This is a genomic window from Streptomyces sp. NPDC051913, from assembly GCF_044593635.1.
GTDB lineage: Bacteria > Actinomycetota > Actinomycetes > Streptomycetales > Streptomycetaceae > Streptomyces.
This window is the reverse complement of the sequence record NZ_JBIUCI010000005.1, coordinates 444,549-465,816: the sequence shown is the minus strand read 5'-3', so window position 1 is coordinate 465,816 and position 21,268 is coordinate 444,549. Positions and strand designations below refer to the sequence as shown.

Sequence of the window (21,268 nt, the reverse complement as noted above, 5' to 3'; positions counted from 1 at the left end):
AGCGGACGTCACCCATCCGGCAGGTGGAGCCGGTAGGTCTGGCGCGTGCCGTCCGCCGACAGGGGCAAGACAGGTGCGAAGCCGAGGTGTTCGTAAAAGCCGCGGGCGTCCTGGCCAGGGTGGTCCGGCCCGAACGTCGTCACCTCGACCGTGCCCGAAGCGACGGCGAGGTCGCGCAGAGCGGAGCGAACCAGCAGTCCACCGATGCCCCGGCCCCGCCAGGCGCAGCCGACCGCCAGCCAGCTGATCTCGTAGAGCGGTGGATGGACCGACATCAGCAGCCCGCCGGCGAGCGCGCCGCTGGGCACATCCGGCGTATCGCGTACGCACAGGGCGGTCCCGCGCTTGATGTTGCGTTCCACGGCCTCCCGGAACTGCGGATCGTCGACCATGGGGCCGAACAGATCCTCGACCTCGCCCGCCAGGCGCAGCCATGCGGGAAGATCGGCCCGGACGGCGAGAACAGCCTGCATACGTGCACTCCTGACAGGACGGGGCCGTTGTTGCCGCGCCGATCTTTCGTAATCGCTCAGCCATGCTCCGCCGCTTCCTCGCCACCGCTGAGGGGGCGTCCGAGGCGAAACCACACCTGCTTCCCGGTGAGCAGGGGCTGGGTCTGCAGCTCCTCGGTGAGCGCGGCCAGCATGAACAGGCCCCGGCCGCACTCGGCATCGTCCACTGGCTCTTTCACCGCGGGAAGCGCGTCGTCGAAGTCGGTGACGCCGACCAGGACACCGTCGGGCATCTCACGGATCAGGAGCTCGCAGTCGCCCGGAGTGTGCTTCCAGACGTTCGTCAGCAGTTCGGTGACGCCGAGCTCGGCCACAAAGCTCAGGTCGCTCTTGCGCCACATCCGCAGCAGGATCCGAACGATCTCGCGCACGGGCTCCATCGCATCGGGGCTGATCCTCGCCAGCACCATGTGGTGCTGCCGGACCGGGCTGATCACCATCCCAGGCACTGGCCCTCCAAGCGGCGCGGACGTGCACTCGAACGCGGTCGCGCCGTGTAACCGGTACGCCACCGTCCGAGCAGGCGAGACTCGATAATGGACCGCCAACTACCCTTGCGGCAAGAAGGCCCTTGAGGAAAGTCTTTCCTTTCAGGGATTTGGCATATTCCCGAACTGGCGCAGACGCTAGCCTGTCGCCCAACACGAGGAGGTGGGGATGCCGGTTGAGCCGACCCCGCGACGCCGACGCCTGGGCGCGGAGCTCCGGCGCATCCGCGAAGCCCTGGGCTGGACGCAGGAGGAGGCAGCTCGCCGCCTCGGGTATCAGTCCCTCTCCACCGTCAGCAAGATCGAGAAGGGGGTGCAGGGACTAAAGATCCAGCAACTGCCGCACTTCTTCGAGGTCTACCAGATCGACGACCCGGCCCTGCGCGACGAATTGCGCAACCTTGTGCGCCGCGCCGGCGAGGCCGACTGGTGGCAGCGGTACGAGGGCGTTGTCGACGACCCGCTCGGCGACTACCTCTCCCTGGTCGAGAGCGCCAGCAGCCTGTTCGTCTTCAACCCCGTCGCCATCCACGGCCTGCTGCAGACGCCCGAGTACGCCCGGGCCGTCACCGAAGGCAGCCGGGCCTGGAAGACCCCAGAGGAAATCGACCGCTTCGTAGCCATGCGCCAGGAGCACCAGAAGAACATGCTGGAGCGCGACCCTGCGCTGAAGATATGGGCGGTCCTTCCCGAAGGGCTCCTGCGTCAGGAGATCGGGGGCAAGGCCGTCATGCGGGCCCAGATCGAGCACCTGATCGGGCTTGCCCGCACGGACCCGAACATCACCATCCAGGTCCTGCCCTACCGGGCCGGCGCACACGCCGGGATGGACGGGCACTTCATGCTCATGTCCTTCCCGACGGGCCGGGACCTCGTGTGCATCGAGTCCATACGGGCCCTGCTCCACCTCAACGAGCCAGACACGGTGGAGGTGTACCGCACCACCAGCGACATGCTCAAATCCGACGCCCTTTCCCAGAAGGCGTCCGTACCACTCCTCACCGCCATCTCCAAGGATCTTGCATGAACAAGAACGAGCTCGACCCGTCCTGGGTCGAGTCCCAGCTGCGCGACGCCCAGTGGCAGACCAGCAGCAGCGGTGGCCAGACCTGCGTCCAGGTCGCCTTCCTCGACCAGGGAATCGTGGCCCTGCGCGATTCCAAGAACACCGGCAAGGCCCCGCACCTGTTCACTGATGCCGAATACGACGCATTCGTCGGCGGCATCCTCCGCGGCGAACTCCGACGCAACTGATCGGCATCGCTTCTGACTTGACGATGGTGTGGCGGTCGGTGCAGGAAGCCGTGGCTGCGGCACGCCCCGGCCGCAGTGTCGCCGGGCTCCTGCTCGCCATCAAGGCGCCACTGGCCACGCGATAGCAGAACCAGCCCTCCCGCCCACCGCAATTCGGACGCGAACAGCAGCCCTCGCGTACGCATGCCGTGTCCGCGTACCGCTGACGCGGCAGGACTGCTGGCTGCCGGGTCGTGCCCGACTGCCCGAGCGCCAATCGGTCCGACGCCACAAGCCCTTGGTGAATGGGGGAAGATCCGCGTGTGACCATATCGCTGTCGCCGCTGCCCATCCTCCCCTTCACGCCTTTGCCTGTCCTTGCCTCGCCCTCATTCGAGGAGATCAAAGAGGAGGCCCGGGCGATCCTGCTGGCTGGTGCTGAGCTGCCGCTGCGCTTGGTCGTCCGGCGTCATCAGGAACGGATCCTGGACCGCGTCTACAACGCTCTGGTCAGCACGGGCGAGGGGTAGCGGCCTTATGTTCTGGAGAAAGCCGGGCCCATTCCTCGCATCAAGATCGGCCGCAGCAACGAACCCTGGGCGCGCATCCGTCACCACGTCAGCGACATGAACAGTCACCAGTACGGCCTCATCGACGCCCACGTCACCGACCCGGTGGACGACCGGCCCTCCATCATCCGGGCCGAGAGCGAGGCCCATATCGGGATGGGTAAGCGCTACGGGCGGATCACCCGCGAAGAGTTTCGGGACGCCGACTTTGTGATCGCCACATTGTGGGCGGACGTCTCCGTCCAGAGGTACCAGCCACAGACTGATGGTGAGTGATCTTGGTGCCGATGCAAGGGCGGCATGCTTCCCGTGAGGCGCCCAGCTTGGCGTCTGCCGTAGCGCCCCGATCTCAGCCGCGCCCGCGTGACGGGAGGCCAGGCGGGATCAGCGGACTGGAGGGCGTCGCTTCCTGTGGCACGCGGGACCACCCATGGCTGTGCATGGTCTCCAACTCCCAGTCCTCGAACAGCTTCGGCAACGCCTTCGGATCCCGGTCGGGGTCATGGTGCCAGAGGATGAACGGGCCGGCGGCGGGGCGTTCGGCGTCGCAGTCCGCGCCCAGCTCCATCCACTGCACGCCGGTCACGATCGGCCTGTTCTAGTGCAGCAAGAGGGGGTGGCGCTCGTCGACGTGTCAGGCGACCGTGTCGACTCCGGGGCGAGCGGTAGCGTTCCACCGATCGCGCGGAGGCGTTCCGGGAGAGGCAGCAACATCTGAGGAGGGGCTCCTTCTCGTGGCAGGTTCGGTGTGCTCAGGGACTTCAGGCATCACCACAACGACTGGATGCGGCGACAAGACACCGGTACCCAACGACCGTACGGCTCAAGGTAGATAGACTCGGCAGCGTCCGGCAACGGGCACCCGGGTCGCTGCGGTCACAGGCGGCAGGAGCGTTGATTTCCTCGTGCCTCGGGAGGCCCTGTTATGCCGTGGGAGTTGCGTGCTGGGCGTCGACTGTGCGGCGACACCTTCACCGCGCCCGAGTTGATCCAGCCTTTCTTGCCAGGCTGGCATTCACGAGCTCTCCAGCCACCGCGAACGCAGAACTGTTCCTCCCGCACCGGGAGGCTCCCGCGACTGTCGGCGCTCTCGGCCGCGGTCCGATCGCGCCGACGCGTCGAGAAGGAGAAGGCGTTGGCCTACCGTTCCGTGATCGGGCTTCATTTGGTCCTGCTCCGGGAGGATCGGGTGCTGCTCGGACTCCGGGCGGGCACTGCCTGGTGCGACGGCTGGTGGCACGTCCCCGCGGGTCATCTGGAGGACGGAGAGTCCATTCTCGCCGGCATGGTGCGAGAGGCTCGGGAGGAACTGGGCATCGCCCTCGCCGAGGAGGACCTGGCGGTCGCACACATCGCGCACGACCACGACGCCGAGACCCGCGAGAGCCGACTCCAGCTCTTCTTCACCGCCACGCAATACGCCGGGAGGCCATACGTCGCGGAACCGGACAAGTGTGCGGAGCTGCGGTGGTGGCCGCTCACGGCGCTGCCGGAGAAGCTGGTGCGCTACACCCGCCAGGCCCTGACGTGTATTGAGCGGGGCCAGAGCGCGAGCACGCTGGGGTGGCCCGATGCCTGCTGACGGCGAGCGCGAGCCGGTGGGGCTGATGGCGCCGGAGGACTACGCACGCTCGCGTGCGGTTTTCTGGGGCGGTGCCGCGGTGCTGTTCACGGATGCTGAGGGCAAGGTGCTGGTTCTGGATCCGGCGTACCGGCCAGGGAAGCTGCTGTTGCCCGGTGGGGGAGTCGACCAGTCCGAGCGGCCCTCGGCCGCGGCGGTGCGTGAGGTGGCCGAGGAACTAGGGCTGTCTGTCGGCGTCCGCGGGCTCCTGGCGGTCGACTGGGTCAGCAAGGGCAATCCGGAGTTCGGGACCGTGTACGGCTTCTGCGGCGAGACCGTTTCCGTCTGGGACGGGGGCATGCTGGAGGAGCGCGACATCGGACGGATTCGTCTCCCCAAGGATGAGATCTCCTCCTTTCGCTTCCTGCCCCCGGCGCAGGCCGCTGTCCAGATGTTCCCGATCGAGGGGCGGCGGATGCTTGCCGCACTGCGCGCCCGGATCGACCATGCGGGTCCCGCGGTGCTGGAGGACGGGGAACCGGTCGGGGCCGGGTCGGCGCTGGAGCGCTTGAATGTCATTCCGCGGATCGTGGCCGGCTACGGGGACGTCACCTGGTACCCGGGCATTGAGCCGACCGCCGGTCTGCCCGTGAAGCAGGCGTGGGTGTGGGCGTTCGACCCGCTTGGCAGGGTCGTCGTCCTCGTCGATCCGCGCGACGGACATGTCGTCCTGCCGGGCGGCACGTTGGAAGAGGCAGACGACGGGCCGCAGGCGGCGCTCCTTCGGGAAGCTGCCGAAGAAGCGGACCTGCACCTGCTGGATGCCGCCTACCTCGGCTACCTCCACGATCCGGACGGCGCGGTCTATGGGCCGGGCGTCGGGGAGAACGCGCGGGCCCGCTTCATCGCCCGCATCGACTCGCTGGGGTCGGCACCGCGGGATGTTGCGACTGGCATCACCTACGGGCGACTGCTGGTCAGCCCGGTACAGGCGAGCGAGTTGCTCGGTCTGGGAGTCGCCGGCCGGGAGCAGGCCGCATACGCGGCCCGTACGGCGGCAGCCCGCTGGGGCATTGCGCTGAGTGAACCGCAGGCCGCGATCGAGATCCCCCGGACGGGCATAGCGGCCCGCCTGCTCTGACGTTCCGGTCACGACCACCACCACGGGCTGGCCGACGCTCGGTCGGCACGAAACCCGGCACTGCCTTTGGCCTTCGAGGAGGACTTGAATGACCAGCAACCCTGACGCCACAGAGCGGGCCGTCGGCCGCCCGGACCGCGTGGTGACCGATGCGCAGCGCGCGTACTGGGCGCAGGTCGAGGCGCCCATGGCCTCCTGCACGGCGCTGATCACAGACGCCGACGGCCGGATTCTCGTAGTCGACCCGACCTACAAGGATGGCTTCGACTTGCCCGGCGGCATGGTGCTCGCCGGCGAGACGCAGATCGAGGGCCTGGAGCGGGAGCTGGCCGAGGAACTCTACCTGACCAGCGTAGGGGTGGGCCGACTGTTGGTCGTGGATCAGGTGCCAGCCGCGAGGTACGGGCGGGCGATGGTGGTCACGGTCTTCCACGTGGGTCCACTCGCTGAAGAGCAGTGCACGTCGTTGCGCTTTGTAGATGGGGAGATCGGCGCGGCCGAGTTCCTGCCCATCGACGAGGCGCTTGGGCGGCTGCCGCACCGCCTCGCCCGTCGTATCACAGCGGCCCATGCCGCACTGCTCACCAGCGTGCCAGCTGTTCTGGTCGACGGCGAACCGCACGTTCCCGCTGGTCATGCTGCGCCGGGGGCTCGATGAAGCGGCTGTGGAAACGGGTGTGGAAGACGGAGCCGGCCGTATCTGAATCTGAGGTCGCTCTCTTCGGCGGGGCGTTGCGCTACGACTTCGGACGGCTGGAGCCGAAGGTGGAGCGGCTGACCTAACTGACTGTCCGACACCATCCGTTCACGGTCGGTAGGTTGAGAACCGGCCCCGTGGCCCTCATCCACATCCAGCGAACAGGACCATTCGCGATGACCAGCACAGCCCCTGCCACCTCCGACGTGCCAGCAGCCGACCGGCTGCGCGCCCAGCACGGCGCGGCACTCACCCTCGGCGAGGACTGCGACCTGCCCGACGACCTCGTGATCGAGCTCGACACCGGCGCCCACCTGACGATCGGTGACCGGGTCTCCATCCGGCGCGGGTCCACCATCCAGGTCCACCGCGGCGCCACCGTCATCATCGGCAACGACGTCGCCATCGGGGAGCACACATTCATCTCCGCCATGGCCGGCATCCGCCTCGGTGACGGCGCGGCCCTGTCGAACATGGTCGACCTCCACGACCACAACCACCGCGCGCGAACCACGACCAACGTGCCCACCGGGCAGCTCGTGCCGTGGGCGTCCGGGTTCGAGGCCGCGCCGGTCATCATCGAGCCGGGCGCAACCCTCTCGAACAAGGTCACGGTCACCGGCGGTGTCCGCATCGGTGCGAACGCACTGGTCGGGGCGAACGCCGTCGTCGCCCACAGCATCGCCCCCGACACCATCGCCGCAGGCGTCCCCGCAGGCGTACGCCGCCACTTCGACGGCGCCCCCGTCGCGGGCCAGGACCGGCGCACCCTGACCGTCGGGTTCTTCGGGACGAGCATCATGGAGCACCTCGAAGCGTTCAACACACAGATGACCACCCAGGCCAACCTGCCCGAGGTCGGCTCCAAGGTCACCGTCGAGGGCTGGCACCAGCGCGGCTGGGTACGCCGCCTCGCACTGTCTCTGCGCGCCGCCCACGCCCACGTCGGCTTCGACGTCCGCAACCACGGCGAGGGCGGTGCCACAAGCCGGGACGTCGCCGCTCTCGTGGAAGCCGACCGGGCGACCGAAGGCGTCGACTACGACCTGGTGTTCCTCGGCTGTGGCATCAACGACGTCTGGCGCCGCTTCCAGAACCGGCTGTCCGAGGCTGTCGACATCGAGGAGTACACCCGGCACATGACCACCATGCTGGAGCGGCTGACCGGCTACTCCCGGCAGGTCGTCGTCATCAGCGAGACGCCGTTCGGGCCCATCGTGGATCCTGGCACCGTCGCCGCCATGAACACCGAGCTTGGCCTATACAACGAGGCTGCCCGCAAGGCTGCAGCCGCGTATGGCGCGCACTTCCTGGACGTGTGGACCCCGTTCACCGCCGTCGCCCGTCACCTGCCCGCCGACGATCAGGCAGGTGGGGTGTGGAGCGACGGCGTCCACCTCACCGAACTCGGCGACACCGTGCTGCTCCAGCACGCCGAGCGCCTCCTCGCCGAACACCGCATCGTCGACAAGCTCCTGGACTATCCGCTCTTGGAGCGCGACCGTGCACTGACTGCGTACGGCCCGCTGTTTGCCCGCTACCGGCCCGCCGCGTCCTAAGAGGTAGGCCCACTGGCAGCCGGTGCGGTCCACGTACAAGATCGCGTTCATGATCTCGCGCAGGTCGTGCCGCGGTGGCCGGCCGATGTCCAGGGCCCGGCCCCGGCGTTCGAAGCGCCAGGCGGACAGCACCGGCTCGATCAACTCCCAGCGGGCATCGGACAGATCACTCGGATACGCACGACGGTCGGTCATGACCTGGGCATACCGCCGTTCGGGGGCGTACGCCCAGGCGTGCGTTCTACCTCGCGGGAGCACGGGACAGACCCGGGCGTCCTGGAATGAGACAGGCGTAAGTCGGCCCTCTCCCCAGACGCCACACCATCCGTCCCGCGAGCCACGTCCCGCACTGCAGACTCACCAGCATCAGATCATCAGCAGGCACAAAACCGTGGATAGTGCCGCACTGCAGATGAAAACGACCTCTAAGAGGTCGTTTTCATCTACAGAGCCTGTTTCATCCCAACAAGTACCCGTGATGGAGCGGCGTTTGGGAGACTTTAGGGGCTGGTGCGGTTAACGAGGCGCGCGGGGAGCCCATATTGCCTATCTCATCCTGTGAAGCACGTCTCACTCCAAGGTGAGTTGATATCTCCGATTACTCCCGCCGCTCCGCGCAGGAATCCGATACGGGAGAGACGCGAGTACCGTCTGTGACACATGAGGCGACGCAAACTAGATGAAAACGACCTCTAAGGACATCCCGCCGCGCCTGTCCCAGCAGCGGCAGTACTCCGGCGAAGTCCGCCTGATCCGCTGCTACGCCCTGCACCCCTGACCCGCCACGATCCAATGCCTGATCTCGACAGGTCCCCACGGTGGCAGGGGCCCGACTCAAGTCGCTGCGGTCCACAGGTGGGCCAAGAGGGCCTCCGTATCCGTCAGATCCGGGACAACGAAGTCGGCGCCGACGGCACGGAGTTCCTCCACCGAGTGGATGCCCGAGGCGACAGCAATACAGCGCGCCTCGGCGTCATACGCCGCCTGTACATCGCGAGGCGTGTCACCGATCAGCACGGTCGGCGCCATCATTGCCACGCCGTAGGCAGAGTCAATCCTGGCCCGTGCAGCGTCGACGAGACGGGCCCGGTCCTCGCTGTCCTCGCCATATCCGCCCACCGACATGTCGAGCAGGCTGTCGAGCCCGAAAGCTCCCAGCTTGACGCGCGCATTCGCGGAGATATTGCCGGTGAGGACAGAGGAACAGATCTCGACGTCCGCCGCGAGAACCTTCAACGCCTCCTGGACCCCGGGCAGAACCCGGCCCCGCCGACGCAGATCCTCCTCACGGCCACGCCCGGCATCCTCCAGTGCCCGCTGCGCCGACTCCCATTTAGGAACCGGCAGACCGTGCTGAACGAACATCGCGCGCATGATCGCTCGGTCTGTGCGCCCTTCCGTCGGCGCGGGCAGCTCGGCATCTCTCCCTGCGAGGGCCTTGAAGGCGCTGGCGTAGATCTCTTTGCTCACGCCGGCGTTGTCTACGAGGGTGTGGTCCACGTCCCAGAGCACAATGAGCTGCACGTGCCCAGAGTAGACATCGTGAACTGCCCGTTAATAGTGCCCTCTTGGGACGTCCTGGCGTCCCGCAAGATCTTGCCGCGTCCCAGGACGTCCTGCGAAGATGCGAACGTGAACGAGCGGTTGCGTACGGTGATGATCCAGCGGAGGGTGACCCCGGAGGACCTTGCGGCCTCGTGCGAAGTCGACGTCAAGACGGTCGAGCGATGGATCAGCTTGGGGCGGCAGCCACTCCGCAAGCATCGCTGGGCTGTTGTAGAGCGCCTCGGTGTGGACGAGTCGTATCTGTGGCCGCCGGAGGAGGACGACGCCCAGGGGCAGCCGACGGAGCAGGCAGAGCTGGTCGCGGCGTTTTCCAACCGTGCGAGCTTTCCGCAGAAGTCCTGGGTTCGTCTCCTGCAGTCCGCTCAGGAGCACATCGACGTTCTGGTGTTCAGCGGAACGTTTTTCGCCCAGACCAACCCGCGCGTGGCGGCGATGCTCGCCGAGCGCGCCGACGCCGGGGTCCGGGTCCGTCTCTGTTTCGGCGATCCATCGGGCAAGGCGGTCGCCGTCCGAGACGAGGAAGAAGGGATCGGTGGCACCCTCTCCGCCAAGATCAGGGCGTCCCTCACCTACTACCGCAAGCTGATCGGCACCCCCGGCTGCGAGGTACGCCTCCACGACACGACCCTCTACAACAGCCTCTTCCGCTACGACGACGCGCTCCTCGTCAACCCGCACGTCTGGGGGCAGCCCGCCAGCGCCAACCCCCTGTTCGAACTGCGACGCCTGGGGGACGACGGCTGGTTCGACCACTACGCCGGCAGCTTCGAGGCGGTCTGGGAGACTGCAAAACCCTGGTCACCCGAATCCATGTAAGGAGCGCGGCCCGCGATGGGACGTACGGAGTACTGGTACGACGAGAACGCACCCAAGCCGAACACGCTGATCCCGGCGTGCAACATGCTCGTCGTCCAGGAGACGGACGGAGCGATCCTCCTGCAGCGACGCCGCGACACGGGCCAGTGGGCACTTCCCGGCGGAGCCATGGACATCGGGGAATCCCCGGCGCAGTGCGCGGTCCGGGAATGCAAGGAGGAAACCGGAATCGATGCCGTCCCCACCGGTCTCCTCGGCGTCTACTCGCCCCCGGAGCACGTGGTCGCCTACACCGACGGCGAGATCCGGCAGGCATACGAGGTGACCGTCATCGGACGCCCCGTCGGCGGCGAACCGACCGTCAACAACGAAGCAGACGACGTTCGCTGGGTCCTGCCGGGCGACCTGGAGTCCTACGACATCCATCCCTCCATGCGCCGGCAGATCTCCCACTACCTGGACGGGGCGTACCCCCACGTCGACTGAGCTTCAGACGCTCCTACTGCTCCGCCAGGATCAGGCGGGCTTCGACCCTGTATACGGCAGCTCGGAGATCCTCATCGGCTCGGCGGATGAACCGGCCGACGAGGCTGTCGCGGTCGTACCGAGTGAGGATCTCTGCCAGCCGGGCGTCCACGGTGGTCGGGGTGCCGTCTGGGGTGGTGGTCATGTCGCAGTACACCAGGGCGTCCACCAGCTCGGCGTCATCGAGGAGGATCGGGAACTCGGACTCCAGCTCTTCCCGTAGCCCGCGCTCTTCCGCCTCCAACAGCGCGTGCGAGTGGTTGGCGACCAGCCGGACCAGGCGCTCGTCCGCGGCCGAACGGCCGCGCAGGTAGCGGGCGCCGTCCAGCGGATGGAACCCCGTCGTGGCCAGCGACGGGGCGTAACCGATGTCATGCAGCATCGCCGCGGCCCACAGCAGTTCCGCATCGGCGCCCAGGATTCCCGCCAGCGACTGCGCCTTTGCAGCGACGCCCTGAGAGTGTGCCCAGCGCCGCGGAAGAGGCTCGGCAAGGAGGGACCTGGCCAGGTCACGGGCCCAAACGGTGAGATCCATGTTCGGCAGGCTATGACGTAAGGCGCGGGGGCGGGCGGGGATCGGCAGGACGTCCCGGGACGTCCTGCCGATTCGATCCCAGGCGGGTCGGTTGTCAGGCGGCGAAGGCGACGTAGGTGCCGATGGTGAGGCCGGAGAAAGTGAGGAGCTGGCGGGGCTTGAGGCAGGTGAAGGCGGTGTCCATTCCGATGCCGACTGCGATGGCATAGGGCATCGTCTGCCCGGGATCCCTTACCGGTAGTCCTCGCCTACACCCTCACTCGCCTATGCGGGCCCTCCCAGGCTCTGACACCCGCTGATCTGGGTATGGACCCAAACGCGGCATCCGGCCGTGGCCCTGACCATCCTGCGTCGCCTGCCGCGGCGCCCGACGAAGCAGGTGATCCCACGAAGCGACGCACCGCCCTCGCGCTGATCGGCGGCACGGCCCTGGCCCCGCTCATGGCCCCTGGCGCCGACAGCGCCGCCACTGCGCGCGCCTACGCCCAGCACGCGACGCTCACGGAACTCGACCCTTCCGATATGGCGGAACTAGAAACGGCCGTCGATGGCTTAGGAACCACATACTCCTCCCAGCCGCCGCACGAACTATGGCCGACGGCCGCACGCCTGAGGCATCGCGTCTTCACGTTCCAGCACGAGCACCGGCACACCCTGCGCGAGGCCCGGGAACTCGCTCGCCACGCTGGCATGCTCTCGGTGATCCTTGCGTGGGTCGCACACGACCTCGGCGAAGGAGATCTCGTCCGGGCGTATTGCGACGACGCCTGGGCGCAGGGGGAACAGGCCGACCTCCCCGAGGTCGGTGCCTGGGCCGAAGACGTCCGCAGCACGCACGCTCTCTACGACAGTCGTCCCTTGGACGCGCTGCTCGCGGCAACCCGCGGCCTGGCCGTCGCTCCCCGGGACGGCAACGCCGCGGTACGCCTGTCCGCTCAAGTCGCCCGCGCCCACGCACGACTCGGCAACCACCACGAGTTCGAACGAGCCGCCGTACGCGCCCGTGACTACCAGGCGCAGCTGCCGGTCCACGGCACTGGGCTGTTCGGCGTTGACGCCGTGCGCATCACTTCCTACGACGCCTCCTCGTACGGCTGGCTCGGCCACGCCAACCGAGCACGCGCAGCTGCTGAAGAAGCTATCGGCCAATACCGCAGCTTCCCCCGCCCTCTCCAAGCCCCCACCCGGCTTGCGATCGCCCAACTCGACCTGGCCCAGGCGCACTCAGCGCTCGGCGAGCCGGACGCCGCCACTGCCACCGCCCGCCAAGCCCTCACCAGCGGCCGCATCGTCGACTCCGTCCGAGGCCGCGCCCAGCAACTCGATCACACCCTGCAGCGCCGTTACCCCCAGGCCCCCGCCGTCACGGAGTTCACTGAGGAACTCAAGGTCATCCTCGCCGTGTGAGTGGAAGCAGATCACCAGCTGGATGTCACGAATGGCCGCACGTCAACCACGTCCATCCCCGCTGCCAGAGCTGCCGCGAGCCCTTCTTCCGCGTCCTCAACCACGAGGCATCGTTGCGGCAGCACTCGAAGCTGCCGTGCAGCCTCCAGAAACAGGTCAGGCGCCGGCTTGCCCCGGACTGCGTCCTCGCGGGTCACCACCACATCGAACAGGTGCGCCAGCCCCGTGGCTTCGATACCGGCACGGACTACGGCGCCCCCACCGCCGGACGCCACCGCACAGGCGAGCCCACTCTCACGAGCGCGCTGCAGCCACTCGACCACGATCGGGAACGTCTTCAACGACGGCAACTCCTGGACGATCAGTTCGCCACAGCGGTCGAGAACTTCGGTGAGAGGTACCGAGACGCCGAGCTCAGTCAACAGCCCGTCTACCGAGGTCCCTAGTCGCTCGCGGTACCAACCCTCCCGCAACCGCACCCCATACGCCTTCAGCGCTTCCGCCAGGCAACGGAAGTTCATGGGCTGCGAGTCCACGACCGTGCCGTCCCAGTCCATGACGACCGCGTCATACGCCGTGAGATCCGACTCCATGGGCAGACACTGCCCCGATTCTCATCCGGGCACTCAGGCAAGGGCACTTCATCAGCACTCGCTAGCACCTGCTGGCACCGGCCTTCAGCTGACGGCAGACGAGAGACTCTCCCGGAGGACTGGAAGCATCCCGGGAACCATGTCAACGTACAAGCTCCCGTAAAACACCAGGTCAGAGACGTTAGGGGAGATGGATGCCTGTCCCTAGTCTCAAAGCGTGGTCCTTACCAAGGAGGCCCATCTGTCGAAGTCCGTACATCGATCGCGTCACAGGACCGATCCGCCTGGTGCTTACCGCTCCACATGGCCCCCAGCCTCTGCCCCTGTGGAGCTGGTCTGTTAGGTGAGGACCCGCTGCAGCGCGGGTGGCGCCAAGATCACGGCCCGCGTTCGTGGCTGCGCACCCTGGTGCTGTGACCCGTGGCATCGCCCGAGCCGTTGGCTTTCCCGAGCGTGCCGGCGCTCGCAGTTTCAGGCGACTCCCCAAGGACGGGTTCATGGCCGCAGACGACGGCCACCGCTTGCTCAGGTCCTATTGACGGGCGGCGTAGCTCCCCAACGCGTCGCGCAATATAGGCCACGATCCCCGGTTACCGAAACCGGGGATCGTGAAGAGCATTGATGGTGTTCGTACCCGGCTGCGCTTGGCGGTGGAGCCGTGGCGGACGCAGTTGACCGCGCCGCAAAGACACGAGGAGGAAGCACGCGGCTGTCGGCTACTGCTGCCCTGACACACAGCACCTGCTCGCTGAAAGACAGCGATGCCCTGCCGAGACGGCTGGGAACCACGGCTGCTGTTTTCGCTCTGTCGCCCCGTGCGTCCTTTCGCTAGGAACCCCTTCCGTATGTGTCGATCCGCGATACCTCCTACCCATTTTCGCTCCGCCATGTCATCTCCCGCAGTCACCGCTGGCGCCCTCATTGCACGCGTCGAGGGCGGGGTGACGCAGTGACAGTGGCGGTGCGACCTGGGGCAAAGCTGACCGTCGATGAGGTGTGCGACGAGCTGAACGTAGCTCGCAGCACCTTCTATGACTGGCGTCAGAAGGGGCGAGGGCCGCGATGTATCCGGCTTCCCAACGGTTCTCTGCGAATACGCCGCAGCGATCTCGAAAACTGGCTCATTGATTGCGAGGACCCTTCCTGATGGACACCAGCTCGTTGGACGTTCGTTTCTATCCGATTGAGACGAATAAGCGGGCCAAGGGCAGCACTTACACCGTCCGTTGGAAGGTAGCGACAAAGAAGCACAGCAAGACCTACAAGAAGTACGCTGTCGCGGACGACGAGCGCTCCAAGCTCATGGCCGCGCACCGGAAGCGCGAGCCATTCGACATCGCAATCGGCCTGCCGGTCTCATGGTCATCCAAGGCGGCCGAGGTGAAGTGGTTCGACTTTGCTGTCGAGTACGTCGACTGGAAGTGGCCTCGCGCTTCTGGCAACACGCGTAAGAACATGGCAAAGGCACTGACGCCCACAACCATTGCAATGTTGCGCACGCCGCCACCGCCTCATTTCGACCCGGTGCAGGTGCGCAGGGCGCTGCGGGAGTATGCCTTCAACGTCAACCGCCGCAATGACCCTGACAAGCCTGTGCCAGCCGAGGTGCAGACGATCCTCGACTGGGTTAAGCGCAACTCCCTTCCGATGAGTGCCTGGGAAAAGACCGAGAACGTGGACAAGGTCGTCACCGCGCTCAGCACGCTCCTGGACGGGACAGCTGCAGCCGCCAGCTCCGTCACGCGCAACGACCGGATCATGAACCTGGTCATGGGCTACGCCATCAGGCACGGCTACCTGAAGGAGAACCCGCTTCCGAAGGGCAAAGAGCGCACCGCCCCGAAGGTGGCGCAGGCCATCGACAAGCGGTGCCTGCTGAACCGCGACCTGGTCGCGCAGATGTTGGACTGGATAGGCCAGCGTCCGCGACGCGGACGCCTCTACCGTGCCTTCTTCGCCACTCTTTACTATGCGGGACTTCGCCCCGAGGAGGCAGTAGCCCTGCGTGTGGGGGACGCCACGCTGCCAGAGACTGGGTGGGGTGAGTTCCTCGTGCACGAAGCCCAGCCTGAAGTCGGAAGCCAGTGGACCGACACTGGTGAAGTCCACGAAGAGCGAGACCTCAAGGGGCGCGGCGAAGGCGACACGCGCCTGGTGCCCATCCGCCCGCTCCTTGTCAGGATCCTTCGCGAGATCATTAGGGAGTACGGTCTAGGAGAGGACGACCTCCTCTTCCCGGGAGAGAAGGGCGGCATGCTCGCCGGGTCTGTGTTCCGGCGCGTATGGGCGAAAGCGCGCAAGGAAGTCCTCTCGGAGCGTGAATTCAAGACGCCGATGGGCAAGCGCGTGTACGACCTGCGCCACACCTGCCTGACGACGTGGCTCAACAAGGGCATCCCACCAGCCCAGGTCGCCGAGTGGGCTGGCAACAGCGTGCCGGTACTCCTTGCCATCTACGCACGCTGCATCGCCGGCCAACTGAACGACTACCTCAAGCTCCTCGAAGAGGACGAAGACCTCCAGCCAACGGCGGCATGACGAGCGGCCTTGGGCCCGCGAACAGCGGGCCGAGGCCGCTTTCGCGTATGCGGGCGAGCCGGGCCTTGGAGGAGGGCTCAGGGGCTCCGCTTTTGTGGGACGTATGTGGGACGGACCCCCGTAGAAGCCCGGATTTGGCCGTTGCCAGCCGGACTGGGCCGTCGGCGGAGGGCTGATGTCCCTCCTAGTACGGGGAGGGCCCAATACGCGGCTTGACCTGCGGAAATGTCCGCGATTCGGTGACACGGAAATGGCGCCCCCGGCAGGACTCGAACCTGCGGCCAAGCGCTTAGAAGGCGCCTGCTCTATCCACTGAGCTACGGGGGCCGGGTGTGGTGGCCTCGTGTCTGGTGCCCGGGTGTGGGCTGATCCGTGACGTTGCCGGGGACAAGGATAGGGCTCCCGGGTCCTTGTCCCTGTTGCTTCGCCTCCGTGGCTCAATGTGGAGGTTCGGTGAAGCGGTCCTGATAATCGCAGGCAGGTACGAATCGTGCATCGCTTTTGGCGTCTCACGCCACGGGTGTTGTGTACTCGTTATGCCTGGACTATGCCGTTGTCCCGGTCGCCCCTTCCGTCCCTTGTGTTCTGTCGGCGCGCAGACATGCTCATATGCTTCAGAAATCCCCTAAAATTGGGCATTCTTCGCATGTGGTGACCTTGGACGTACGGCCTCAGCTGCTCGACGCACTCTCCGCCCTGCGCGACCGTGTCGCCGCCGCACGCTTCCCGCTGCCCCTCCCAGGGGCTCCACGCGCGCGTGCCAACCGCGACGAACTGCTCGCCCAGCTCGACGACTACTTGGTGCCCCGCCTGCGGCAACCCGAAGCGCCCCTGCTGGCCGTGGTCGGGGGTTCGACCGGCGCCGGCAAGTCGACCCTCGTCAACTCCCTTGTGGGACGCCGGGTCAGCGAGGCGGGCGTACTGCGACCCACCACCCGCACCCCGGTGCTGGTCTGCCATCCGGAGGACCATCACTGGTTCAGCGGCATGCGGGTGCTGCCCGACCTCACGCGCGTGTGGGTGCCCCAGCAGGACGGCGGCGACGACCTGTTGCTGCCCGGCGAGAACCCCGCGCGCGTGCTGCGCGTCGAGACCGCCGACACCCTCCCGCCCGGCCTCGCCCTCCTCGACGCCCCCGACGTGGACTCCCTCGTCGCCGACAACCGCACCCTGGCCGCCGAACTCATCTGCGCCGCCGACATCTGGATCATGGTGACCACCGCCGCACGGTACGCCGACGCAGTCCCCTGGCATCTGCTGCGCACCGCCAAGGAGTACGACGCCAGCCTCGTCACCGTCCTCGACCGGGTGCCCCACCAGGTCGTCTCCGAGGTGTCGAGACAGTACGCGGCCCTGCTCACCAAGGCGGGCCTCGGTGACGTACCGCGCTTCACCGTGCCCGAACTGCCCGAGTCCGCCTGGGGCGGTGGGCTGCTTCCGACCACCGCGGTGGCCTCCCTCAGGACCTGGCTCGTGCACCGGACCCAGGACCCCGCCGCCCGCCAACAGGCCCTCGCCCGCACCGCGCACGGTGTCCTCGACTCCCTCAAGGCCCGCATGCCCGAACTGGCCGGTGCCGCCGCCGCGCAGTACGCCGCAGCGCTGCGGCTCACCGCCGCCGTCGACGGGGCGTACGACAGCGAGCACACGCGCGTGCGGGGCCGGTTGCAGGCGGGCGCCGTGCTCGCCGGGGACGCGCTGAAGCGGTGGCGCGCCTTCCCGCTGGACTGCTCCGCCGGGGAACTCCTCGACGCACTCGTGGAGAGCCTCGCCGCGCTCCTGCTGTGCTCCGTCGCCGCCGCCGACGAGCGCGTCGACGAGGCCTGGCGGCGCGAACCAGCGGCGGGCGCCCCGGAACTCACCGGCCGCGATCCGGCGTTGGAGAGCCCCGAGCACCGGATCGGGCTCGCCGTACGACGGTGGCGGCGCGAGCTCGAGGAGTACGCCGAGGACGAGGTCCGCAACCTCGACCGCAGCGTCGCGCCCGACCCCGAGGTGATCGCCGCCCTCGTCGCCACCGCCCTGCTCGGCGGCCGACGCGCGCGGTCCGCCGGGGAAGGCCTCGCCGAGCGCCTCGGCGCCCATGGCGCGCTGCGGCTGCGTGACCGGGGCGGGCGACTGCTCGCCGAGCACCTGGACCGGGTCGTGCACGCCGAGCGCGAGCGCCGGCTCGCGCCGCTCGACGCCCTCGACGTCCATCCCGAGCCCCAGGCCGAACTCATTGCCGCGCTGTCCGTACTGCAGAAGGAGAGGTGACCGGTGACCGCCGTCACTGACCAGGACCACACGGATCACACCGATCACGCTGACCACAGCGATCACGGCGCCCACAGCGATCACGGCGATCACGGCGATCACGGCGAACACTGCGATCACTGCGATCACGCGGAGGAGACCGTTTCCGGGGACGTGGACGGGGACGGGGACGAGGACGAGGTCGGGGGCGGTGCGCCGGTGGAGGGCGACGCCCTGGACGCCGTAGAGGTGGAGGACGTGGTGGAAGCAGCGGAGCCTGAGGAGGTGGTGAATCGGGCGGCCCGTACGGACGCTGCCGGCTCCGCCGGTCGTGCGGATTCCGCCGATCGCTCCGACTCCGCCGGTGCCTGGGACGACGGGCTGATCGCGCGGCGGGTGAACGAGACCACCGGTGGTGGTGAGCCGGTCGCCGTCGTGGAGGCGCGGGGGGCCGGGGCTCCGGTTGCCGCTCCCTTGGCCTACGACGGGTCGCTGCGGTCGCGTCTCGACGCGCTGCGTGAACTCGTGGGGCTCTCCCGGACCCGGCTCGACAGCCGGACGCTCGCGGAGGCGGGGCGGGTGCTCGACGAGGCGGCCGCGCGGCGCCGGCTGTCCGGGCAGCACACCGTCGTCGCCATCGCGGGCGCGACCGGCAGCGGCAAGTCGCAGCTGTTCAACGCGCTGGCCGGAGTGACGATCTCGGAGACGGGCGTACGGCGGCCCACCACCGCCGCGCCCATCGCGTGCAGTTGGAGCGACGGGTCGGCCTCGCTCATCGAGCGGCTCGGCATCCCGCCCCGGCTGCGGCGGCGGCCCCTGCAGAGCGCCGAGGCGGAGGCACAGTTGCGCGGCCTGGTGCTCGTCGACCTGCCCGACCACGACTCCGCGGCCGTAGCGCACCGCGAGCAGGTCGACCGCGTTCTCGCGCTCGTCGACGCCGTCATCTGGGTCGTCGACCCCGAGAAGTACGCGGACGCGATGCTGCACGAGCGCTATCTGCGGCCGATGGCAGGGCACGCGGAGGTCATGTTCGTCGTCCTCAACCAGATCGACCGGCTGCCCGGCGAGGCCACCGAGCAGGTCCTCGACGATCTGCGGCGGCTGCTCGACGAGGACGGGATCGCGCTGGGCGAGTACGGCGAGCCGGGGGCGACCGTGCTCGCGCTGTCCGCGCTCACCGGCGACGGCATGGGAGAACTGCGGGAGGCGCTCGGACAGTTCGTGGCCGAACGCGGGGCACCGGCGCGGCGGATCTCGGCCGATGTCGACGCCGCCGCGTGGGGGCTGCGACCGGTGTACGCGACCGGGCGGCGGACCGGGCTGAGCGAGGAGGCGCGGGACGAGTTCGCGGTACGGCTGGCCGACGCGGTCGGCGCCACGGCGGCCGGCGAGGCGGCCGAACGGGCGTGGCTGCGCAACGCCAACCGTGCGTGCGGGACCCCATGGCTGCGGCTGTGGCGGTGGTACCAGGACCGGCTCGAACCGACCACCGGGCGGTTCCCGTTGCGGGCCCAGGCCGAGGAGGAGGCCACCGCCCGGCAGCGCGTCGAGCAGGCGGTGCGGACGGTCGCCGACCGGGCCTCGGCGGGGCTGCCGGCGCCATGGGCGCAGGCGGTGCGGGAAGCGGCCGTACGGGGTTCGCAGGGGTTGCCCGAGGCGCTGGACGAGCTCGCGGCCCGGGCCGGACTGCCGCCGGGGCGGCCACCGCGGCCGGGGTGGTGGCCGGCGGCCGTGTTCGCGCAGGCGTCCATGACGCTGCTTCAGGTCGTCGGCGGGCTGTGGCTGGTCGGGCAGATCGTCGGCTTCATGGCGCCGAACCTCGGCGTGCCGGTGCTGTTGATGGTGGCCGGGATCATCGGCGGCCCGTTGGTGGAGTGGAGCTGCCGGATGGCGGCGCGGGGGCCTGCGCGGCGGTACGGCATGGATGCGGAGCGGCGGCTCAGGGAGGCGGCGGCGGGGTGCGGGCGGGCCCGGGTGCTGGATCCGGTGGCGGCGGAGTTGCTGCGGTACCGGGAGGTTCGGGAGCAGTACGGGAGGGTGTTGGGGGTGGAGGCGGGGGTGGGGTGAGTTGGGTGGGGGCCTCGGCGGGGGTGGGGTGGCCCTGGCGAGGGTGGGTGAGCTTGGTCGGGGTGGGGCGGCCTCGGTAGGTGTGGGGTGAGCTCACGGGGGGTGGGGCGGCCTCGGTAGGTGTGGGGTGAGCTCAGTGGGGGTTGGGTGGCCCTGGCTGGAGTGGGGTTGCCTCTGTGGGGTGCGGTTGCCTCGGCGTGGGTGTGGTGGCATCGGTGGGGTTGAGGCGGCCCTGGTAGGGGTGGGGAGCCTCGGCGGGGGGCGCGGCGGCCCCGTGCGGGTGGGGTTGGCCCCACCGGCCCGGCGGTTGGGGTGCTCCAGCGGGAGTGGGGCGGTCCCGGCGGGGGTGTGGTGTGTGGTGGATCCGGCTGGAGTGGGGTGAGCTCGGCAGGGGGTGCGGTGGCCTTGGCGGGTGTGGTGTGTGGTGGATCCGGCAGGGGCCCGGTGACCCCGCTCCCGGGCGGGTGTGTCGCTCGTATCGGTGGTGGGGTTTTCCACAGGTGGGGTGGGGGTCCACAGGGCTCGGCGGGATCTGCTCGGCGGAGGCAGTCTGGCTCCGCGGCGATCGCGGCGTACGCGGTCGGCGCGGCAAGGACGGACGCAGCCGTACGGGACGGGCCCGTGCGCGTGTCCGCTGTCCGTCCGGCGTGGATGGCCGGGCGAGGGAGGGATTCGCGATGAACGAGACGATCGTGTGTGTGGTGGGGAACGTGGCGACGCAGCCGGTGTACCGGGAGCTGGCGGCCGGGCCGTCGGCGCGGTTCCGGTTGGCGGTGACACAGCGCTACTGGGACCGGGAGAAGAGCACCTGGACGGACGGGCACACCAACTTCTTCACGGTGTGGGCCAATCGGCAGCTCGCCACGAACGCGGCGGCGTCGCTGAACGTGGGCGACCCGGTGGTGGTCCAGGGCAGGCTGAAGGTGCGGTCGGACGTGCGCGAGGGGCAGAACTGGACCTCGGCCGACATCGACGCGGTGGCGATCGGGCACGACCTGGCGCGTGGGACGGCGATGTTCCGACGGGCGCAGAAACCGGAGTCGGGGGTGGTGGGGGCGACGGATGCGCCGGGCGGGGCCGGGCAGGCGGAGCCGGACTGGGAGACGCCTGTCGGTGATGGTGCTGTTCAACAGGGGGCGGAGCCGGTCGCGGTGACATGACGTCAGCGGCTGAGCGCGCCGCCGTACCGAACTGCGGCTTATCGGCGAATGTGCCCCGAACGACCT

22 protein-coding genes, 1 tRNA gene and 1 pseudogene are annotated in these 21,268 nt (G+C 68.4%); 16 read left to right on the top strand and 8 right to left on the bottom strand.

The window, feature by feature from the left end:
• Positions 1 to 8 precede the first annotated feature (8 nt).
• Both ACIHIX_RS18120 and ACIHIX_RS18115 read right to left on the bottom strand, forming a co-directional pair.
• The gene (locus ACIHIX_RS18120; protein WP_399956638.1) at positions 9 to 473 is read right to left on the bottom strand and encodes a GNAT family N-acetyltransferase; all 465 of its coding nucleotides are present in this window, start codon (positions 471 to 473) and stop codon (positions 9 to 11) included.
• Positions 474 to 529: 56 nt separating this feature from the next.
• The gene (locus tag ACIHIX_RS18115) at positions 530 to 922 is read right to left on the bottom strand and encodes an ATP-binding protein (RefSeq protein ID WP_399956636.1); all 393 of its coding nucleotides are present in this window, start codon (positions 920 to 922) and stop codon (positions 530 to 532) included.
• Positions 923 to 1,169: 247 nt separating this feature from the next.
• On the opposite strand from ACIHIX_RS18115, the gene ACIHIX_RS18110 reads away from it, so the two are divergent.
• From ACIHIX_RS18110 to ACIHIX_RS18095, 4 genes are all read left to right on the top strand, one after another.
• Entirely contained in the window at positions 1,170 to 2,027 is an 858-nt protein-coding gene (locus ACIHIX_RS18110) for a helix-turn-helix domain-containing protein (protein WP_399956633.1), read from the top strand.
• The gene (locus tag ACIHIX_RS18105; protein WP_399956630.1) at positions 2,024 to 2,254 is read left to right on the top strand and encodes a DUF397 domain-containing protein; all 231 of its coding nucleotides are present in this window, start codon (positions 2,024 to 2,026) and stop codon (positions 2,252 to 2,254) included. Before ACIHIX_RS18110 ends, ACIHIX_RS18105 begins: the two co-directional genes overlap by 4 nt.
• Positions 2,255 to 2,556: 302 nt before the next feature.
• A complete protein-coding gene (locus ACIHIX_RS18100) occupies positions 2,557 to 2,763 on the top strand; it encodes a hypothetical protein (protein WP_399956627.1) in 207 nt (68 codons plus the stop codon).
• Positions 2,764 to 2,859: 96 nt separating this feature from the next.
• Entirely contained in the window at positions 2,860 to 3,078 is a 219-nt protein-coding gene (locus ACIHIX_RS18095) for a hypothetical protein (protein WP_399956624.1), read from the top strand.
• A 73-nt stretch (positions 3,079 to 3,151) separates the two neighbouring features.
• On the opposite strand, the gene ACIHIX_RS18090 is transcribed toward ACIHIX_RS18095, so the two are convergent.
• Positions 3,152 to 3,388 carry a DUF6300 family protein gene (locus tag ACIHIX_RS18090; RefSeq protein ID WP_399956621.1) on the bottom strand — a complete coding sequence of 79 codons (237 nt, stop codon included), beginning with the start codon at positions 3,386 to 3,388 and terminating at the stop codon, positions 3,152 to 3,154.
• Positions 3,389 to 3,937: 549 nt separating this feature from the next.
• Between ACIHIX_RS18090 and ACIHIX_RS18085 the strand changes: the two genes are divergently transcribed.
• From ACIHIX_RS18085 to ACIHIX_RS18070, 4 genes are all read left to right on the top strand, one after another.
• Complete coding sequence (locus ACIHIX_RS18085; protein WP_399956618.1) at positions 3,938 to 4,384, top strand: NUDIX domain-containing protein; 447 nt, start codon at positions 3,938 to 3,940, stop codon at positions 4,382 to 4,384.
• Entirely contained in the window at positions 4,374 to 5,504 is a 1,131-nt protein-coding gene (locus tag ACIHIX_RS18080) for an NUDIX hydrolase (protein WP_399956615.1), read from the top strand. Before ACIHIX_RS18085 ends, ACIHIX_RS18080 begins: the two co-directional genes overlap by 11 nt.
• 88 nt (positions 5,505 to 5,592) lie before the next feature.
• Positions 5,593 to 6,162 (top strand): NUDIX domain-containing protein, encoded by a 570-nt coding sequence (locus ACIHIX_RS18075; RefSeq protein ID WP_399956612.1) that lies wholly within the window; start codon positions 5,593 to 5,595, stop codon positions 6,160 to 6,162.
• Between the two features lie 215 nt (positions 6,163 to 6,377).
• Positions 6,378 to 7,760: a GDSL-type esterase/lipase family protein gene (locus ACIHIX_RS18070; RefSeq protein ID WP_399956609.1), complete on the top strand. Its 1,383-nt coding sequence runs from the start codon at positions 6,378 to 6,380 to the stop codon at positions 7,758 to 7,760.
• Here the strand turns inward: ACIHIX_RS18070 and ACIHIX_RS18065 are convergent.
• Positions 7,761 to 7,955 (bottom strand): annotated as a pseudogene (locus tag ACIHIX_RS18065) (transposase); the annotation flags it as partial. It lies immediately after the preceding gene.
• A 639-nt stretch (positions 7,956 to 8,594) separates the two neighbouring features.
• The gene (locus ACIHIX_RS18060) at positions 8,595 to 9,284 is read right to left on the bottom strand and encodes an HAD family hydrolase (protein WP_399956606.1); all 690 of its coding nucleotides are present in this window, start codon (positions 9,282 to 9,284) and stop codon (positions 8,595 to 8,597) included.
• 108 nt (positions 9,285 to 9,392) lie between these two features.
• On the opposite strand from ACIHIX_RS18060, the gene ACIHIX_RS18055 reads away from it, so the two are divergent.
• The gene (locus ACIHIX_RS18055) at positions 9,393 to 10,142 is read left to right on the top strand and encodes an XRE family transcriptional regulator (protein WP_399956603.1); all 750 of its coding nucleotides are present in this window, start codon (positions 9,393 to 9,395) and stop codon (positions 10,140 to 10,142) included.
• Between the two features lie 15 nt (positions 10,143 to 10,157).
• Positions 10,158 to 10,628, top strand: coding sequence for an NUDIX hydrolase (locus ACIHIX_RS18050; protein WP_399956600.1), 471 nt, complete (start codon positions 10,158 to 10,160; stop codon positions 10,626 to 10,628).
• Positions 10,629 to 10,641: 13 nt separating this feature from the next.
• On the opposite strand, the gene ACIHIX_RS18045 is transcribed toward ACIHIX_RS18050, so the two are convergent.
• Positions 10,642 to 11,202: an HD domain-containing protein gene (locus ACIHIX_RS18045; protein WP_399956598.1), complete on the bottom strand. Its 561-nt coding sequence runs from the start codon at positions 11,200 to 11,202 to the stop codon at positions 10,642 to 10,644.
• Between the two features lie 522 nt (positions 11,203 to 11,724).
• Between ACIHIX_RS18045 and ACIHIX_RS18040 the strand changes: the two genes are divergently transcribed.
• Positions 11,725 to 12,609 (top strand): XRE family transcriptional regulator, encoded by an 885-nt coding sequence (locus ACIHIX_RS18040; protein WP_399956595.1) that lies wholly within the window; start codon positions 11,725 to 11,727, stop codon positions 12,607 to 12,609.
• Between the two features lie 11 nt (positions 12,610 to 12,620).
• Here ACIHIX_RS18040 and ACIHIX_RS18035 read toward each other — a convergent pair whose 3' ends face one another.
• On the bottom strand, positions 12,621 to 13,202 hold the full coding sequence (locus tag ACIHIX_RS18035) for an HAD family hydrolase (RefSeq protein ID WP_399956592.1): 582 nt from the start codon (positions 13,200 to 13,202) through the stop codon (positions 12,621 to 12,623).
• An 847-nt stretch (positions 13,203 to 14,049) separates the two neighbouring features.
• Between ACIHIX_RS18035 and ACIHIX_RS18030 the strand changes: the two genes are divergently transcribed.
• Together ACIHIX_RS18030 and ACIHIX_RS18025 are read left to right on the top strand one after the other, a co-directional pair.
• Positions 14,050 to 14,349: a helix-turn-helix transcriptional regulator gene (locus ACIHIX_RS18030; protein ID WP_399956589.1), complete on the top strand. Its 300-nt coding sequence runs from the start codon at positions 14,050 to 14,052 to the stop codon at positions 14,347 to 14,349.
• The gene (locus ACIHIX_RS18025) at positions 14,349 to 15,740 is read left to right on the top strand and encodes a tyrosine-type recombinase/integrase (protein WP_399956586.1); all 1,392 of its coding nucleotides are present in this window, start codon (positions 14,349 to 14,351) and stop codon (positions 15,738 to 15,740) included. Before ACIHIX_RS18030 ends, ACIHIX_RS18025 begins: the two co-directional genes overlap by 1 nt.
• Positions 15,741 to 15,991: 251 nt before the next feature.
• On the opposite strand, the gene ACIHIX_RS18020 is transcribed toward ACIHIX_RS18025, so the two are convergent.
• Positions 15,992 to 16,067: transfer RNA gene (locus ACIHIX_RS18020), tRNA-Arg, on the bottom strand.
• 321 nt (positions 16,068 to 16,388) lie between these two features.
• Between ACIHIX_RS18020 and ACIHIX_RS18015 the strand changes: the two genes are divergently transcribed.
• From ACIHIX_RS18015 to ACIHIX_RS18005, 3 genes are all read left to right on the top strand, one after another.
• A complete protein-coding gene (locus tag ACIHIX_RS18015) occupies positions 16,389 to 17,996 on the top strand; it encodes a dynamin family protein (protein WP_399956583.1) in 1,608 nt (535 codons plus the stop codon).
• A gap of 3 nt (positions 17,997 to 17,999) precedes the next feature.
• Positions 18,000 to 20,042, top strand: coding sequence for a GTP-binding protein (locus ACIHIX_RS18010; RefSeq protein ID WP_399956580.1), 2,043 nt, complete (start codon positions 18,000 to 18,002; stop codon positions 20,040 to 20,042).
• A gap of 677 nt (positions 20,043 to 20,719) precedes the next feature.
• Positions 20,720 to 21,202 (top strand): single-stranded DNA-binding protein, encoded by a 483-nt coding sequence (locus ACIHIX_RS18005; RefSeq protein ID WP_399956577.1) that lies wholly within the window; start codon positions 20,720 to 20,722, stop codon positions 21,200 to 21,202.
• Positions 21,203 to 21,268 lie beyond the last annotated feature (66 nt).

What these genes read in the sequence shown, in the direction of transcription:
- ACIHIX_RS18035 (WP_399956592.1), bottom strand. Translation starts at nt 13,202, where the DNA reads ATGGAGTCGGATCTCACGGCGTATGACGCGGTCGTCATGGACTGGGAC.
- ACIHIX_RS18025 (WP_399956586.1), top strand. Translation starts at nt 14,349, where the DNA reads ATGGACACCAGCTCGTTGGACGTTCGTTTCTATCCGATTGAGACGAAT.
- ACIHIX_RS18075 (WP_399956612.1), top strand. Translation starts at nt 5,593, where the DNA reads ATGACCAGCAACCCTGACGCCACAGAGCGGGCCGTCGGCCGCCCGGAC.
- ACIHIX_RS18095 (WP_399956624.1), top strand. Translation starts at nt 2,860, where the DNA reads ATGAACAGTCACCAGTACGGCCTCATCGACGCCCACGTCACCGACCCG.
- ACIHIX_RS18120 (WP_399956638.1), bottom strand. Translation starts at nt 473, where the DNA reads ATGCAGGCTGTTCTCGCCGTCCGGGCCGATCTTCCCGCATGGCTGCGC.
- ACIHIX_RS18040 (WP_399956595.1), top strand. Translation starts at nt 11,725, where the DNA reads ATGGCGGAACTAGAAACGGCCGTCGATGGCTTAGGAACCACATACTCC.
- ACIHIX_RS18005 (WP_399956577.1), top strand. Translation starts at nt 20,720, where the DNA reads ATGAACGAGACGATCGTGTGTGTGGTGGGGAACGTGGCGACGCAGCCG.
- ACIHIX_RS18045 (WP_399956598.1), bottom strand. Translation starts at nt 11,202, where the DNA reads ATGGATCTCACCGTTTGGGCCCGTGACCTGGCCAGGTCCCTCCTTGCC.
- ACIHIX_RS18050 (WP_399956600.1), top strand. Translation starts at nt 10,158, where the DNA reads ATGGGACGTACGGAGTACTGGTACGACGAGAACGCACCCAAGCCGAAC.
- ACIHIX_RS18080 (WP_399956615.1), top strand. Translation starts at nt 4,374, where the DNA reads ATGCCTGCTGACGGCGAGCGCGAGCCGGTGGGGCTGATGGCGCCGGAG.
- ACIHIX_RS18115 (WP_399956636.1), bottom strand. Translation starts at nt 922, where the DNA reads ATGGTGCTGGCGAGGATCAGCCCCGATGCGATGGAGCCCGTGCGCGAG.
- ACIHIX_RS18110 (WP_399956633.1), top strand. Translation starts at nt 1,170, where the DNA reads ATGCCGGTTGAGCCGACCCCGCGACGCCGACGCCTGGGCGCGGAGCTC.
- ACIHIX_RS18070 (WP_399956609.1), top strand. Translation starts at nt 6,378, where the DNA reads ATGACCAGCACAGCCCCTGCCACCTCCGACGTGCCAGCAGCCGACCGG.
- ACIHIX_RS18105 (WP_399956630.1), top strand. Translation starts at nt 2,024, where the DNA reads ATGAACAAGAACGAGCTCGACCCGTCCTGGGTCGAGTCCCAGCTGCGC.